At 49.3% G+C, this 16,629-nt stretch carries 12 protein-coding genes; 7 read left to right on the forward strand and 5 right to left on the reverse strand.

Annotated features, from left to right (window positions below):
- Nucleotides 1-95: 95 nt before the first annotated feature.
- The 3 genes from CWI83_RS00755 to CWI83_RS00765 are packed head-to-tail and all read left to right on the forward strand — an operon-like array spanning nucleotide 96 to nucleotide 3,837.
- Entirely contained in the window at nucleotides 96-1,295 is a 1,200-nt protein-coding gene (locus CWI83_RS00755; RefSeq protein WP_126824396.1) for a thiamine pyrophosphate-dependent dehydrogenase E1 component subunit alpha, read from the forward strand.
- The gene (locus tag CWI83_RS00760; RefSeq protein WP_126824398.1) at nucleotides 1,295-2,272 is read left to right on the forward strand and encodes an alpha-ketoacid dehydrogenase subunit beta; all 978 of its coding nucleotides are present in this window, start codon (nucleotides 1,295-1,297) and stop codon (nucleotides 2,270-2,272) included. The genes CWI83_RS00755 and CWI83_RS00760 overlap by 1 nt, the downstream gene beginning before the upstream one ends.
- 11 nt (nucleotides 2,273-2,283) lie before the next feature.
- On the forward strand, nucleotides 2,284-3,837 hold the full coding sequence (locus CWI83_RS00765) for a dihydrolipoyllysine-residue acetyltransferase (RefSeq protein ID WP_126824401.1): 1,554 nt from the start codon (nucleotides 2,284-2,286) through the stop codon (nucleotides 3,835-3,837).
- A 62-nt stretch (nucleotides 3,838-3,899) separates the two neighbouring features.
- On the opposite strand, the gene CWI83_RS00770 is transcribed toward CWI83_RS00765, so the two are convergent.
- On the reverse strand, nucleotides 3,900-4,703 hold the full coding sequence (locus CWI83_RS00770) for an SDR family oxidoreductase (RefSeq protein WP_126824403.1): 804 nt from the start codon (nucleotides 4,701-4,703) through the stop codon (nucleotides 3,900-3,902).
- A gap of 28 nt (nucleotides 4,704-4,731) precedes the next feature.
- Entirely contained in the window at nucleotides 4,732-6,279 is a 1,548-nt protein-coding gene (locus CWI83_RS00775) for an AbgT family transporter (RefSeq protein ID WP_126824406.1), read from the reverse strand.
- A gap of 94 nt (nucleotides 6,280-6,373) precedes the next feature.
- Here CWI83_RS00775 and rnhB point away from each other — a divergent pair, with 94 nt between their 5' ends.
- Complete coding sequence (gene rnhB / locus CWI83_RS00780; protein ID WP_126824408.1) at nucleotides 6,374-6,958, forward strand: ribonuclease HII; 585 nt, start codon at nucleotides 6,374-6,376, stop codon at nucleotides 6,956-6,958.
- On the opposite strand, the gene argE is transcribed toward rnhB, so the two are convergent.
- A complete protein-coding gene (gene argE, locus CWI83_RS00785; protein WP_126824411.1) occupies nucleotides 6,912-8,084 on the reverse strand; it encodes an acetylornithine deacetylase in 1,173 nt (390 codons plus the stop codon). The two genes, rnhB and argE, sit on opposite strands and share 47 nt — an antisense overlap.
- A gap of 149 nt (nucleotides 8,085-8,233) precedes the next feature.
- Here argE and CWI83_RS00790 point away from each other — a divergent pair, with 149 nt between their 5' ends.
- Genes CWI83_RS00790 through CWI83_RS00800 form a run of 3 tightly spaced genes read left to right on the forward strand, consistent with a single transcriptional unit; the run spans nucleotide 8,234 to nucleotide 12,113 of the window.
- Entirely contained in the window at nucleotides 8,234-9,166 is a 933-nt protein-coding gene (locus CWI83_RS00790) for an isopenicillin N synthase family dioxygenase (RefSeq protein WP_126824414.1), read from the forward strand.
- Nucleotides 9,166-10,902, forward strand: a complete 1,737-nt coding sequence (locus CWI83_RS00795; RefSeq protein ID WP_126824417.1) for a bifunctional metallophosphatase/5'-nucleotidase — start codon at nucleotides 9,166-9,168, stop codon at nucleotides 10,900-10,902. Before CWI83_RS00790 ends, CWI83_RS00795 begins: the two co-directional genes overlap by 1 nt.
- Nucleotides 10,903-10,907: 5 nt before the next feature.
- Complete coding sequence (locus tag CWI83_RS00800) at nucleotides 10,908-12,113, forward strand: multidrug effflux MFS transporter (protein ID WP_126824419.1); 1,206 nt, start codon at nucleotides 10,908-10,910, stop codon at nucleotides 12,111-12,113.
- Between the two features lie 293 nt (nucleotides 12,114-12,406).
- Here the strand turns inward: CWI83_RS00800 and CWI83_RS00805 are convergent, their stop codons facing one another.
- Together CWI83_RS00805 and fadE are read right to left on the reverse strand one after the other, a co-directional pair.
- Nucleotides 12,407-13,972, reverse strand: coding sequence for an AbgT family transporter (locus CWI83_RS00805; protein ID WP_126824422.1), 1,566 nt, complete (start codon nucleotides 13,970-13,972; stop codon nucleotides 12,407-12,409).
- A 104-nt stretch (nucleotides 13,973-14,076) separates the two neighbouring features.
- Nucleotides 14,077-16,533 (reverse strand): acyl-CoA dehydrogenase FadE, encoded by a 2,457-nt coding sequence (gene fadE, locus CWI83_RS00810; RefSeq protein ID WP_126824425.1) that lies wholly within the window; start codon nucleotides 16,531-16,533, stop codon nucleotides 14,077-14,079.
- Between the last annotated feature and the right edge of the window lie 96 nt (nucleotides 16,534-16,629).

Here is a 16,629-nt window from a genome sequence, read left to right on the forward strand (position 1 = left end):
TTTACGTTTATTGAAGGACAATTAAAACTGGTCGGTTTGCATGTCAGTTGACGTAAAGGTAAAGTGTGCCCAATTTTTGTGACAACGAGAAAGTTATGGCAAAAGATAAACAACATCAGCTTGATATTGTGACTGCGCCTGAGTTTATTGACGGCTCAGCACTCACGATTCCTATGCTGCAAATCTTGGCAGAAGACGGCTCGATTCGTAAAGGCGCGAAGGTGCCAGATATCGACCAGGACCTGGCGTTGAAAATGTTCGACACCATGCAATTTATTCGCATCCTTGATGAGCGCATGATTGCTGCACAGCGTCAGGGACGGATTAGTTTCTATTTGTCTTCACTTGGCGAAGAAGCCGCCAGTATTGGTTCTGCGGCAGCACTCGATGCTGGCGATATGATCATGGGCCAATACCGTGAACAAGGCGCATTAGCTTATCGTGGCTTTACCGTTGAGCAATTTATGAGCCAGCTGTTCTCGAACCAAGATGACCTAGGTAAGGGTCGCCAAATGCCAGTTCACTACGGCTGTGCCGAGTTGAACTTTATGACCATTGCTTCACCGCTAGCCACCCAAATTCCGCAGGCCACCGGTTATGCCTATGGTCAGAAGATGGATAAAACAGGTCACTGTACCTTATGTTATTTCGGTGAAGGTGCCGCTTCAGAAGGTGACTTCCATGCCGCGTTAAACATGGCCGCAGTTTACAAAGTTCCGGCAATTTTCTTCTGCCGTAACAATGGCTACGCGATTTCAACGCCTTCACAAGGCGAACAGTACGCGGGTGACGGTATTGCGCCACGTGGTGTCGCTTATGGCATGAAAACCATTCGTATTGATGGTAATGATATTTTTGCGGTGTACCGAGCAACTCAATTAGCACGCAAACTCGCCGTTGAAGAGAACGAGCCAGTGTTGATTGAAGGAATGAGCTATCGAATGTCAGGCCACTCAACTTCTGATGATCCAACCGGATATCGTTCACGGGAAGAAGAAGCCGCATGGCGCGCGAAAGACCCGATGGCACGTTTCCAAACTTGGCTCATTAACAAGGGTTGGTTGACCGAAGCGCAAGCGGAAGAGAATTTCGCCGAGAAGAAAGCTGCCGTACTTGCCGCTTTGAAAGAAGCGGAGAAAGTACCGGTTCCTCACATCGATGAACTCATCAATGATGTTTACGACACGCCGACTCCACAGTTGCAGAAGCAACTAGAGCAGTTGAAAGAGCATATTCGTAAGTATCCAGAGGCTTACCCTAAAACGGCCTCGCGTCTTGATGGAGGGAACGACTAATGGCCAAAATGAACTTACTTCAAGCCATCAATAATGCCCTCGATATCGCCATGACTAAGAGTGATAAGGTCTATAGTTTTGGTGAAGACACGGGTGCCTTTGGTGGTGTATTCCGCGCAACGTCGGGGCTTACTGAGAAGTACGGCCGTGAGCGCAACTTTAATACCCCATTGGTCGAGCAGGGTATCCTAGGTTTTGCCAATGGTTTGGCCTCGCAGGGGAGTTATGCTATCGCTGAAATCCAATTCGGTGATTACATCTTTCCAGCGTTTGATCAAATCGTGAATGAGTCGGCAAAATTCCGCTATCGCTCAGGTAATGAATTCAATGTCGGTGGCTTAACGATTCGTACCCCATATGGCGGTGGTATTGCAGGCGGCCACTATCATTCACAATCACCGGAAGCATATTTTGCCCATACGCCGGGCTTGAAGATCGTTATGCCACGCAACCCATATATGGCGAAGGGCCTATTGCTGAGTGCGATTTTCGACAAGAACCCGGTTCTATTTATGGAGCCGAAGCGTCTCTACCGTGCGTCAGTTGGTGAAGTACCAGAAGAAGAGTACACCCTTGAACTTGGGAAAGCGGATATCGTTCGGGAAGGGACAGATATCACGGTACTGGCCTGGGGTGCACAAGTGGAGATGGCAGAGAAAGCTGCTGATATGGCCGCTGAACAAGGTATTTCATGCGAAGTGATCGACCTTGTCAGCTTGTTGCCGTGGGATATCGATACAGTCGCCGAGTCGGTTCGCAAAACTGGCCGCTTAGTGGTGACTCAAGAAGCGCCATTGACCAATGGTTTTGCCAGTGAAGTTGCGGCGACGATCCAAGACGAATGTTTCTTGTATCTCGAATCTCCGATTGCGCGAGTTTGTGGTTTAGATACCCCATATCCGCTCAGTCATGAGAAGGAATACTTTGTCGATCATTTGAAAGTTTTTGAAGCCATTAAAGCTTCGATGACCTACTAAGAGGCAGGATGATGAGTAAAGATTTTATTTTGCCCGATATTGGTGAAGGGATCGTTGAGTGCGAAATCGTCGAATGGCTCGTTGCTGAAGGCGATAGCATCAAGGAAGACCAACCCGTGGTCGACGTGATGACAGATAAGGCTTTGGTCCAGATCCCAGCGAAAGAAGATGGGGTGGTGGCCAAGTTGTATTATCAAAAAGGTGATATTGCTAAGGTGCATGAACCTTTGTTTGCCATCAGTACGGATGCAGACGCGGCAGCTCCTGTTCAGAACGAGGCTCCTGCAGCGCCGGAAACTGCGGGCGAAGATAGCTCAGACACCAGCGTCACCGACTTTATTTTGCCAGATATTGGCGAGGGTATTGTTGAGTGTGAAATTGTTGAATGGCAGGTCAAAGAAGGCGATCTGATTGAAGAAGATCAGCCTGTTGTCGATGTCATGACCGACAAAGCCTTGGTACAAATCCCAGCGAAAGAGCAGGGTGTGGTGGAGAAACTCTACTACGGTAAAGGTGATATCGCGAAGGTGCACGAGCCATTATTTGCGATTCGTGTCGCTGGCGCGGCAACAAGTTCTGCTGCACCAGCAACAGAAGCGCAGCAAGCGACCAAACCGGCGGCGCAGAGTTCGGCAACGGTTACCAGCGCGGCCCGTCCAGGCAAAGCAATTGCAAGCCCAGCTGTGCGCCGCTTAGCTCGTGAGCACGATGTTGATATTAGCCAAGTACCGGGCTCAGGTGCGAAAGGTCGCGTGTTAAAAGACGACATTCATGCATTCGTCAATGGATCACAAGCCAGCACTAGCGCTCCTGCAACTGCTGCGGCAGCAACAACAACTGCAGCACCGGTAAGCACCGGTGGGACTCGGGTGGAGCCAATTCGTGGCGTAAAAGCTGCGATGGCCAAAGCAATGCAAGAATCGGTGAGCACCATTCCGCATTTTACTTACGCGGATGAGTTCGACTTGACCGATGTCATGGCACTGCAGAAGCAACTGAAAGCGCAATATGCCGAGCAAGGCGTACGCATCACTATGATGCCGTTTTTTATTAAGGCAATGTCGCTGGCGCTGAAAGAATTCCCGATTATGAATGCGCAGGTGAATGCAGACTGTACTGAATTGACCTATTTTGACGACCACAATATTGGTATGGCGGTCGATACTAAAATTGGTTTGCTGGTGCCAAATATTAAGCAGGTGCAGAACAAGAGCTTGCTTGAGATTGCAGAAGAAGTGACCCGCTTAACCAACGCCGCCCGTGATGGTCGTGTTGCCCCAGAAGATATGAAAGGTGGAACCATTTCTATCTCTAACATTGGGGTTATAGGGGGTACGGTGGCAACGCCAATTATTAACAAGCCAGAAGCAGCTATTGTGGCATTGGGTAAGGTGCAACAATTACCTCGCTTTGATGCGAATGGCCAAGTGGTCGCTCGCAGCATCATGAATGTGAGCTGGTCTGGTGACCACCGCATTATTGATGGCGGAACAATTGCTCGCTTTAACAAGCGTTGGCAGGAGTTCCTCGAGAACCCAACCGCCATGTTAGTGCATATGGTCTAAGTTGGACTGAAACAACAAAAAACGGTGCCCAAGGCACCGTTTTTTATGGCTCAAATAAAAGTTTAGCTTTCGTCGAAGGTTTTGCGGTTGGCGACTAATTTACGCACAAGACCTGGGAAAAAGCGCTGCAATCGCGGCGCAAGTTTAGATAAGCCAGAGCCGATTACGACCTCTGCTTTGCCGTTTGCTATGGCTTGCAGAGATTGTCGAGCACACTCTTCAGCGGAAATCCCACCGGCATTGTCAGGGTCTTCATGTCCCAGAGCGCTGCCGTCCCCGGTAAGAGAATTGTGGGCAACCTGGGTGTTGATGAAGCCCGGCAGTATCGATGTGACCTGTAAGCCCGCAGCGCGCGTTTCGGCGCGTAAGCTATCCATGAAGCCAATCACCCCAAATTTCGCACCACAGTAGCCGCTACGAAGCTTAGTGCCGACTTTTCCAGCAACCGATGAGACGGTGACGATATGCCCTGACTTGCGCTCGAGCATTCGCGGCAGAACCAATTTACTGAGTGCGACGACTGCAAAGTAATCAATTTCCATCAATTGCCGGTAGACACTCAAATCTGTATCCACAATCCAAGAACGCTGAGAGACGCCGGCATTGTTGATGAGGATATCGATGACTTGGTGGCCAAGCTGCGCGTGTGCCTGTTCTACCGCTTGTTCAGGTTGACTGAGATCGAGCGCGAGAATTTGATGCGCATCTGGATTAGCCAAGCTTTGGCGCACTTGCTCAAGGGCTTCGCTGCGCCGCGAGGTGAGAATAAGGTGTGCACCAGCTGCGGCCAATTGCTCCGCCATGGCCAAACCGATGCCTGAAGAGGCACCGGTTAACCAGATTGTTTTACCAGAAAAGTAGCTCATAATTCACTCCTATCTACGCTGCGTTTAGTTAGCCAGCAGGGTAGATATAATTCGATTGAATGCCCAATGGAATACCTAAGGTCCAGTAGAGGATTAAGAAGGCAGACCACAGAATGAGCAAGGTCACCGTAAATGGCAACATCAGGGCGACCAGCGAGCCAATCCCGGTATTTTTCACATAGCGCTGACAATAAAGCACCACTAATGGGAAGTACGGCAACAATGGCGTAATGATATTACTCGCTGAATCACCAATTCGGTATGCCGCTTGGGTTAAATCGGGTGAGTAACCGAGTTGCATTAGCATTGGAATGAATATTGGAGAAATCAGCGCCCACTTGGCAGAAGAAGAACCAATAAAGATATTGATAAAGGCGACCAAGAAGATAATTCCGACCATGGTCACGCCGCCTGATAGGGCCAACGAACTCAGGAATTGCGCGCCTTTAATCGACAGCAAGGTACCGATATTCGAGTCACCGAACGCTTTGATAAACAGCGCACAGAAGAATGCCATAACCATGTAATAAGCCATGCCTTCCATGGATTTAGTCATTGCGCCGATAACGTCCTGCGAATTCTTGAAAGTACCGGCAATATAACCATGTACGATACCTGGCAGTGCAAACAGCAAGAAAATAAGCGGGACAATCATCTGCATCAATGGCGCACTAAATGAGGCGAGTTTGCCCGTCGCAGGATCAGCAAGCGGGGTATTGTCGGCAAGGCTTGCCCAAATCAGCACGAGCACACCTAAGCCCATGGTTAAGGTGCCAGCATAGAAGGCCTTACGGTCACGCGGTGTGACATCATCAAGCACTGGCATATCGTCTTGGTCACCATCAATTTTGGTATTCGCGAGCCGCGGCTCAATCACTTTATCCGTGAGGTACCAACCAATTAACACTACGACAATCGATGATGCTGCCGTGAAGAAGTAATTATTCAGTGGGTTGAGCATCACACTTGGGTCATAAATTTGTGCGGCAGATTGGCTAAAACTTTGCAGTAATGGGTCAATCGCTGACGGCACAAAGTTCGCACTAAAACCACCAGACACCCCGGCAAATGCGGCGGCGATACCGGCTAACGGATGCCGACCTGCGGCATAGAAAATCACCCCGCCCAGCGGAATAACCAGGACATACCCGGCATCAACTGCGGTATGCGATACAATCGCAACCAGAATAAGCACAGGTGTCAGCAGCATTTTAGGTGTGACGTTAAGCATTAATTTAATGGCAACGTTAATAAATCCGCTGCGCTCAGCGACACCCACCCCAAGCATGGCTACAAGTACCACACCTAATGGCGCAAAGCCGGTGAAAGTCGTCACCATCTTCGCTAAAAAGTCGGCCATTTCCGGGCCTGACAAGAGATTTTTTACGGTAACCTGGTCTCCGGTTAGGGGATGAATTGCATCAAAGTTAACTCCGGATAAAGCCCAAGAGAGCACCCAAACAATAATGAGTAAGCCGAAGAACATGACCGCAGGGTCAGGCAGTTTATTTCCAACGACTTCAACCTTATCAAGCACACGGTTGAGAAGCGTTGGGGTGGTTGCAGTTTCAGACATGAGTCATTCCTTTATGATTCTTATAATTGGCATAGATCAAAAACAACTATGCTCGTATCATACCCAAGCGTCGTAGCATAACAAGGGAAACCGTATGATCTGTGGGACAGATGAAGCGGGTCGAGGCCCTGTTGCTGGCCCTGTGGTCGCCGCAGCAGTGATTTTGGACCCGAACCAGCCGATTGCGGGTATCAATGATTCAAAGAAATTATCAGAAAAGAAACGTTTGCAATTGAGTGAAGAAATAAAAGCGAAAGCTCTCTATTGGGCGATCGCGCAATGTGACGCAGTCGAAATTGACGAGCTTAATATTTTGCAGGCTTCGTTATTGGCTATGCAGCGCGCAGTTGAAGGGCTTGGTGTTACTCCAAGCAAAGTGTTAGTCGATGGCAATAAACTCCCCAAGCTCGCGGTTCCAGCCGAAGCTATCGTCGGGGGTGATGGCATTGAAGCATGTATTGGTGCGGCATCGATTTTGGCCAAAGTTGAGCGCGATCGACAAATGCTGGAGTGGCACCAACACTACCCGCAATATGATTTCGCCAAGCACAAAGGCTACCCAACCAAGTTTCATCTCGAAGTGCTGGCGCAGCAAGGCCCGTGTCCGATCCACCGGCGCAGCTTTGGGCCCGTTACACGGGCGCTGGCGCAGCGGTCAACTGATGAATTAAGCGGCTAAGCTGAGCGAGCGCTGGCGCAATCTCTTTCACCTCAATATATTCATCGGGTTGATGGGCTTGCGCAATCGAGCCTGGCCCTAAAATAATGGTTTGTGGTGTCACTGCTTGAATAAATGGCGCTTCGGTACAGTAATTAGCAGGTTCTGCAGCATTACCGGTGATCACAGTCGCGATATCAACCAGCTCAGCATCTTCAGCGCACCGATAGCCTGGAATTGGCGCATGTAAGTGAGTCAGTGCCACCGCACCTGGGTACTTTTGCTTTACCTCAGCCAAGCGCTCGTCAATTAACTCATACATCTCATTGAGCTGCATCCCGGGCAGTGGGCGCATATCAATGTGCAACTCACAACATGCACAAATTCGATTAGCCGCATCACCGCCATGAATCGAGCCTAAATTTAGGGTTGGATAAGGCACTGCAAAATGATGATCGCAATAACGCTCAGCGAAACGGGTCTGAATCTGACGTAATTCAGTGATCACATCATGCATGACCTCAATTGCATTGATGCCAGCTGCAGGGTTAGAGCTGTGCCCGCTTTTACCGGTCACCCGAATGCTTTCCGACATGTGACCTTTGTGCATGATGACTGGAGTCATCGAGGTTGGCTCGCCGATAATGGCATAGTCAGGTTTAAGCCCATGGAAGCGATCGATTTCGCGCGCGCCGGCCATGCTGGTTTCTTCGTCGGCGGTAGCTAGAATGTGGAGTGGTTTGCTTAACTTAGTTAAATCTAGGTCTCGCAACACCTCAAGGACAAAGGCAAAAAATCCTTTCATATCAGCACTGCCAAGACCATATAGCCGACCATCGCGTTCGGTTAAGGTGAAGGGATCTTGACTCCAGCGACCCTCATCCCAGGGCACGGTATCGGTGTGTCCACTCAATAGTAGCCCGCCGGAGCTTACGCCATCAGGATAATAACTCGCTAACATGTTGAATTTACCGCGTTGCGCCTCGAGCTCGTTGACTTGAACGGTAAAGCCAAGCAGTTCAAACCAACCGGCGAGCTTGCCAATTACGATTTTGTTAGACGTATCCCAATGAGCATCCAAGCAAGACACCGAGGGGCTTGCGATAAGCTCGCGATAAAGCTCGAGAAATGAGGGAAGTGTTGCCATGCGCGAATCCTTAAAGTTAGTCATCACAGCATACCGTATTTCAGCGTTAAGACGCTATGCTTTAACGTTATAAGCGTTAACGATTGAGTCATAATAATGTTAGAATAACCCCACTAAAGTTATTTCATTTTTAGGAAAGTAGAGCCCTTATGAAGTCTATTCCACATATCGATATGAGCCTGTACGGCCAAGATTTTGACGCCTTTGCCCAACATGTCGGCGAAGGCTATGAGCAAAATGGTTTCGTTGCCCTTACCAACCATGGTATCGAGCAACAACTTATCGACGATGCGCTAGATATTTGCCGCGATTTGTTTGCACTACCGGAAGACGTGAAGAAGCAATACCACATTCCAGGTGGCGGTGGTGCGCGGGGCTATACGCCGTTTGGTACGGAAATTGCCAAAGACGCGAAACATGTAGATTTGAAAGAATTCTGGCACGTTGGCCGAGAGATTGAAGGTGAACCACCTTACCCGCAGCTGACGCCAAACGTATGGCCCCAAGAATTACCAGAGTTTAAACCGAAAATTTTAGCGTTATACCAGGCACTCGATGCCCTTGGAATGCAAGTTCTTGATGCGCTTGCGGTTTATCTGAAGCAGCCGAAGACTTATTTCCGCGATAAAGTGCAACTAGGGAACTCGATTTTACGGCCATTGCATTATCCGCCAATTGTTGATGAAGGGACACCATCAGTCCGCGCCGGTGCCCACGAAGACATTAACGTTCTAACCTTGTTGGTGGGTTCGCGCGAGCCGGGTCTTGAGGTACTTGCTAAAGACGGTAGCTGGATTCCAGTTACAATTATCGAGGGTGCGATCATTTGTAACGTGGGCGATATGCTGCAACGTCTAACCAACGGCGTGTTGCCATCAACGACCCACCGTGTGGTAAACCCACCGGCTCCATATAGTTCGAAATCGCGTTATTCGATTCCGTTTTTCTTGCACTTCAATCCGGACTTTGTGATTGACCCGCTTGAGAGCTGTATTACCGAGAAGAATCCGAAGCGGTTTGAGCCGATCGGCTCACATGACTACCTGTTGGAGCGTCTCCGTGAGATTGGGTTGGTGAAGTAATGAAGTTTTATCAGCCACTTGTCCTAGCCTGTGGGTTAGCTCTTTGGGGCTGCTCGCCATCTCAGCAGGCTGTCGAACCCGCTGATGTGTCGACGTTTGAGCTCACTGTTGCTCATATCAACGACCATCATTCGCACCTGCAACCTACGCAAAACATCGAGTTAATGCTTGATGGTGAAGTGATCACGACTGAAGTAGGGGGCTTTGCGCGAGTGGCTGAAAAAATCGCGGAAATCCGCGCCGCAAATCCAGACACACTGGCATTGCACGCGGGTGATGCGGTCACCGGTACCTTGTTTTATACCTTATACGAAGGCGCTGCTGATGCTGCACTGATGAATCATGTGTGCTTTGATGCGTTTGAATTGGGCAACCATGAGTTCGATAACGGTGATACTGGCTTAGCCAAGTTTCTTGATTACCTAGCAACGGGTCCATGCGAGACCTTGGTGCTCGGCGCGAACGTTGAACCAGAAGTCACGGTTTCACCGTTAACGCCAAAGACGCGTTGGGATAGTTTTAAGCCGTACAGTATTTTTCAGTTTGGGCAACAGCAAGTGGGCTTGATTGGGCTTGATATTGCGGTGAAGACTAAAAATTCCTCGCAACCTGATGCCACCACCATGTTCGCCGATGAACTCGAGACAGCGGCTTATTATATTGCTGAGTTACAAGCGCAAGGCATCGAGAAAATTGGTCTGTTGACGCATATTCAATATGCCAACGATATTCGTCTGGCCAAGGCGTTGCCAGCGGTTGATTTTATCATTGGCGGTGACTCCCATACCTTACTCGGTGACTTCAGCGAATACGGCCTTCCGAGCGAAGGTCCATATCCGACTGAGGTGACCAACGCCGATGGTGAGCGTGTTTGTATTGCTCAAGCTTGGGAATATGCTAAAGTTGTGGGTGAGTTGAAGGTGGAATTTGCCGGTGATGCGGTGCAGCGTTGCGGCGGACAGCCACACTTATTATTGAGTGAAGCCACGCCAGCAGCCTTGTTACAACAAGACGGTTTAGGTGCGGTGGCTGAAGATACCACTGCGAAAAATTTAATTGCTGATTATCAACAACAACTTGATGTGTTAACTCAGCAAGTGATAGCTGAAGTTCCTGAGCGTTTATGTTTGAAGCGGATGGGGCCATCGACTATTGCTGGGTGTGGGCTTGGCCGCCAATCGGATGCTCATAGTGTAGTGGCGCAGGCCTTCTTACAAAGTGCGCCGCAAGCAGACTTTGCCTTGCAAAATGGGGGTGGCGTGCGTGCTGAAATCGCTGCGGGCCAGTTCACTATTGCCGATGCCTACCGACTGTTGCCTTTTGCCAATACCCTGGTGGAAGTCGAGATCACGGGCGCTGAGCTGCAAACTGTTATTAATCAAGCGGTTGATTATGCCCTTTCCGAGAGCGGCTCTGATGGCGCGTTCCCGCATGGCGCCGGGATTCAATTTGATGTGAACCTACAAGCACAGCCAGGTTCACGCATTAGTAATATCCAAGTCTGGCAACAACAAGCTTGGCAACCACTGCAAGCTGAGCAGCGCTATATCATGGTCACCAATAGCTTTCTTGCCGGCGGCAACGATGGCTGGCAATTGCTAAAACAACTCAATGAGCAAGGGCGTATTACCGATACTTATGTGAACTATGCTCAATCTTTTGTTGATTGGCTGCGCGCTCAGGGCGAAATTAGCCGTCCTGAATTCCATAGTACCCGTACCTTTATTGGACAATAGCCCTTATGTCGAATTACCAACCACCGTCAGATCGCGCACGGTTTGATTTGACTGTGGTCCTGCTGGCCTTACTAACCATGTTTGGGCCGCTCTCTATCGATATGTATCTGCCAGCCTTTGGCGCGATTGCGGAGACTTTCGAGCGCAGTGCCAACGATGTGGAGTTGAGCCTAACCGCATTTTTCCTTGGTTTATTTATTGGCCAGTTATTGTATGGCACCGTCGCCGATAGGTTTGGGCGTAAGCCGCCGCTTTATATTGGCTTGTTTCTGTACGTACTCAGTTCACTTGCACTGGCGTTTGCTAGCAGCCTCGAAAGCTTTATCATTTGGCGTTTTGTGCAAGCGCTTGGGTCATGTGCTGGGCTGGTGATTGCTCGCGCTATGGTGCGCGATTTGTACAGTGCGCAAGCCTCTGCTCAGGTTTTTTCTTGGCTTATCTTAGTGATGGGCATTGCCCCAATTTTGGCCCCTTTGCTTGGCGCCGCCATCACCGCTCAGTTCGGCTGGCAAATGATCTTTTTATCCGTCGCAGGTCTGGCGTTATTGTGCTTGGTCATCATGAATTTTCGCCTGCAAGAAACCCGTGGACCTGACCCGAGTGTCCGCATCAGTCGCAGTTTATCAATCTATTTTGCGATTTTACGGGATGTCAGCTTTTTACGTTACTCTCTGCCCGGTGGCGTGGCGCAATCCGGTTTATTCGCTTATATCACCGCATCACCATTATTGTTTATTGAGTATTATCAGCTCAGTCCGAGTATGTATGGGGTGTTATTTGCCAGCAATGCGATCGGAATCATCAGTGTCGCGCAATTCAATGCTTGGTTGTTGCGCCGCTATCCAGCCGAGCGTATCCTCAACCGTGCCTTACCCTTTTTGGGGGTAACGGCCTTAGCTGCTGGCGGTGCAGGGCTATTAGAGGTGAGTTTGATTCCTGTCATCGCTCTGGTATTTATTTACATCAGTACGCTTGGCATGGTGTTCCCCAATGCCATGGCCGGAGCGCTAGCGGAGCAGCAGCACCGAGCTGGTGCTGCCTCTGCTTTGACTGGCTCATTGCAATTTCTAATTGCAGGCGGGGTTTCGGCACTTGTCAGTTGGTGGGGCCGATTCGACCCCTATGCCATGACTTATATGCTCGCTATTTGCGGTAGCTTGGCGGTCGTTTTGTATGGGCTATTGCGGGTTACAAGAAAATCGAAAGATTAGCAAAGGTCAACCTTACGATTGTGTCTCACGTTTTTTAAGCTCCACACAAAGCTTTCTAAAAGCATCGCTGAGGCTGAATATGAATGCTGGAATGACAGAAATAAAAATTATCCTAATATGTTCATCAAGCGAGAAATCACGTTGATTCTCCCACTCGAATATAAGTGCCATGGTAGTGATAAGGTGTATTGCACCAAGAAATATTAACCACCACATCACTGTCGACTTGATGAAATAATATAATTTTTGCCCTAATAAACTCAGCCTCAAATTCATGGTAGTTCCCCCAGCCGTTACGTTACCGGATAGTAGGTTGGTGCCATAGGTCCGACTGGGAAGTCGAAGCCAAACACCCAGAGCATAAAGAAGGCGGTCCAGCCGATTAAGAAAATCACTGTGTATGGCAGCATCATGGCAATCATGGTGCCGATACCGGTATCCCTCTTATAGCGAGTTGCAACGGCCAAAATCAGGCCAAAATAACTCATCATTGGCGTGATTAAGTTGGTCACTGAATCGCCGATGCGGTAGGCCGCCTGAATCACCTCAGGTGAGTAGCCAACCAGCATCAACATTGGAATGAAGATGGGCGCGAAAATTGCCCATTGAGCTGACGCTGAACCCAATGACAAGTTGACGAACGCACACATAAAAATAAACACCACAAACAGCATGGGTCCGGTTAACCCAATGTTTTGCAGGAATTCGGCGCCGTTAATCGCGAAAATGGTGCCAAGGTTGGTCCAGCCGAAGAAAGCAACGAACTGGGCAGCAAAAAATACCAAGACAATATACATGCCCATGGTGCTCATGCTGTCGGACATGGCATCAATGACGTCACGATCTGAACGCATCACCGCTGTAATACGACCATAGACGTAACCCGGGATTGCGAAGGTAATAAAAATAAAGGTGACGATACCTTTTAAGAAGGGTGAGTTGGCGACTAGACCTGTCTCTGGGTTACGCAAAATACCATCGGCTGGGATTACGGTCCAAGCTAATAAACTAGCAAGCACCAAAAAGGCGATGAGCGCACCTTTCAGTCCGCGCTTTTCCAGCGCAGTTAACGGCTCGATTTTTTGCTCACCAAGATTGATGGTTGCTAGTTTAGGGTCGTATTGACCTAGTTTGGGCTCAACGATTTTTTCGGTAACAAAGGTTCCCATCAAGGCAATCAAGAAGGTTGAAGCAAACATAAAATACCAATTTGCTTCAGCGCCAACGACATAATTAGGGTCGAGTAGGTTGGCGGCCTTGGTCGTGATCCCCGCTAATAAGGGGTCAACGGTTCCGATAAAAATATTCGCGCTGTAGCCGGCTGATACTCCGGCAAAAGCAGCGGCCAAACCGGCTAACGGATGTCGCCCAAGAGAGTGGAAGATCATGGCGGCAAGCGGAATTAAGACCACGTAGCCAAGTTCTGAAGCGGTATTTGAAACGACTCCAGCAAATACTACAGCAAGTGTAACTAGGCGTGGTGGCGCATTCATCACAAGACCACGCATCATGGCGGACAAAAGCCCCGAGCGCTCTGCGATGCCAACCCCAAGTAAGGCGACGAGAACCGTGCCGAGTGGGGTAAAGCCGGTGAAGTTTGTCACCAGGCCGGTGACGATCCGCTGTAAACCTTCCGCGTTAAGTAAGTTAACGACTTCAATGACGCCGCCACCTGGACGCGGGTCCTGGGCACTGACGCCAAAGTAACTGGCAATGCCACTGCCGATGACGATGGCAATAGCAAATAGTGCAAATAAGGTGATTGGGTGGGGAAGCATATTGCCGAGGTATTCGACCGTATCTAAAAAGCGACTAAATACACTTCGTTGTTGATTTGTCTGAGAATTATTTTGCGTCATGCAGCGCCTTTCCATCTACTTCTAGCAATCGAATTGCCGATTGTACACGAAAAAAAACGGCGCCACAGGCGCCGTTTTAATTTATCGCGTGTTTTTAGCCGCAATTAGGCTGCATTAGGCTTTTTTGCTGCTTGCTCCAAAGCGTAATCGCGTGCTGCTTGACCCGCCATTAAATCCTCATGCGCGAAGTCATCGACGTTAATCACGCGTAAGCGACCTTCTTCAGTGCGCTTAAGTAATTCAACTTCGTCATCAGACAATACCCCGAGCTCTTTTCCTTGCTCAGCAATCTGGTCAAGGAAGATAAACGGTAAGCGTTTGTTCAATGCTTTGCCCACCTTGGCAACCACAGGCTCGGCTGCAATTACGTCGCGCAAGGTTTGCTCAACGTAGCCGTATTCACCTTCTGGAGCAAGGAATTGACCTGCACCAAGACGTTCGCGACTAGCATTCGGTTGCAATAAGATCTTCGCAACTTTGCTATCAAGTTTGTCCGATGGACGTTTCACGAAACGACCAAATGGATACATGATGGCACGCATGAACGAACCCACTCCGCCGAAGTTCTCAAGCAGCGCTAATTGCGCTTCTTGCAACTTGAACAAGGTGTCTTGCATTGCCCAGTGCACCAGTGGCAAATCGTCTTTTTGACGACCTTCGTCTTCAAAACGCTTCAAGGTCGCAGCACCGATGTACAGATAGCTCAGCATATCACCTAAGCGTGCAGAGATACGCTGTTTACGCTTCAGGGTTCCGCCAAGCACACCCATTGCTACATCACTTAACAGGGCTAGATTTGCGCTAAAGCGGTTCATTTGCTTGTAGTAGGTAGCCGTTTCACCACTTACCGGAGCTGAACTGAACTTATAGCCGCCAAAGCCAAGCGCGAGTGAGCGGACAAAGTTGCTGATACCGAAGCCAATATGACCAAAGATAGCATTATCGAAACGCGCTAACGCTTCTTTGCCTTCCTCAGCTGAGGCGAGCATCTCTTCAAGCACGTAAGGATGGCAGCGAATCGCGCCTTGACCGTAGATCATAAGATTACGGGTTAGGATATTTGCACCTTCAACTGTGATGGCGACCGGTACACCCTGGTAACCGCGACCAAGATAGTTGCTTGGTCCTAAGCAAATTCCTTTACCGCCATGCACGTCCATTGCGTCGTCCATACAAGTACGCAATTTTTCCGTCATGTGGTACTTAGCGATAGCTGAAATCACTGATGGCTTCTCGCCGAGGTCGATACCTTTGGTTGAGAAACTTGTGACCGCATCCATTAAATAGGCGTTACCCGCAAGACGCGCCATTGGCTCTTGCACACCTTCCATCTTACCAATCGGTAATTTGAATTGACGACGAATGTAAGAGTAGGCACCGGTTGCAAGAGCAAGCGATTTCACCCCACCAGCACTGTTCGAAGGTAGCGTAATCGCACGACCGACTGACAAACATTCAACCAGCATACGCCAGCCTTTACCTGCCATCTCTTGACCACCGATAATAAAGTCGAGTGGAACAAAGACGTCTTTCCCTTTAATTGGACCATTCATAAACGGAACGTTCAGTGGGAAGTGGCGACGACCAATCTCAACATTTTTGGTATCACGTGGGATCAGTGCAGCAGTGATGCCCAGTTCTTCTTTATCACCCAAAAGTTTGTCAGGGTCATAAAGCTTGAAGGCCAAACCGATGACAGTAGCAACTGGAGCAAGGGTGATATAGCGCTTGTTGAAGTTCAAGCGGATACCCACGACTTCTTTGCCTTCCCACTCGCCTTTACAGACCACGCCAGTATCTGGGATTGAGCCAGCATCTGAACCGGCTTCAGGGCTGGTCAGGGCAAAACATGGAATTTCATCACCGTTAGCAAGACGCGGCAAGTAATGGTCTTTCTGCGCTTTAGTACCATAGTGTTGGAGCAATTCACCCGGACCGAGTGAGTTAGGCACACCTACGGTTGAAGCAAGAATCGTACTTACCCCAGCAAGTTTCTGCAGAACACGCGATTGCGCATACGCAGAAAATTCCAGACCACCGTATTCTTTCTTGATGATCATCGCGAAGAATTTGTGGTCTTTGAGGTACTGCCATACTTCTGGCGACATATCAGCCAATTCATGCGTGGCTGTCCAGTCGTCCATCATCTTGCAGACTTCTTCAACTGGTCCGTCGAGGAACGCTTGCTCTTCAGCAGTTAACTCAGGTTTTTGAATGCTGTGGAGCTTGCGCCAATCCGGTGCACCGCGGAACAGTTCACCTTCAAACCAGGTTGTACCTGCGTCAATGGCGTCTTTCTCAGTTTCTGAGATTTCCGGCATGACTTTGCGGTACATTCCCAATAGCGACTTCGCAATAATGCCGCGTCGAATTGCAGTGACATTCAATGGAACGAGCACTAAGGCCAGTAGAATCCAAAGAATCGGACCCACCACACCAACAGCGCTGCCGATCGCAAACATGACGACCATACCCGCGCTTGTCGCGATGCGTGAGGTTCGATAGTACATTAGGCCACCAAATACGATTAAGGTGGCGATTACCCATAAGGCGACACTCATAAAAACACTCCATTCAATCGGTTAGAGGTCTGACCAGTAATTTATAGTACGTTGAGCGTAGTCGTTTTGATCAGATTTTTCAAGGTGAATTTGAAC

The organism is Pseudidiomarina taiwanensis (assembly GCF_003987435.1).
Classification (GTDB): Bacteria; Pseudomonadota; Gammaproteobacteria; order Enterobacterales; family Alteromonadaceae; genus Pseudidiomarina; species Pseudidiomarina taiwanensis.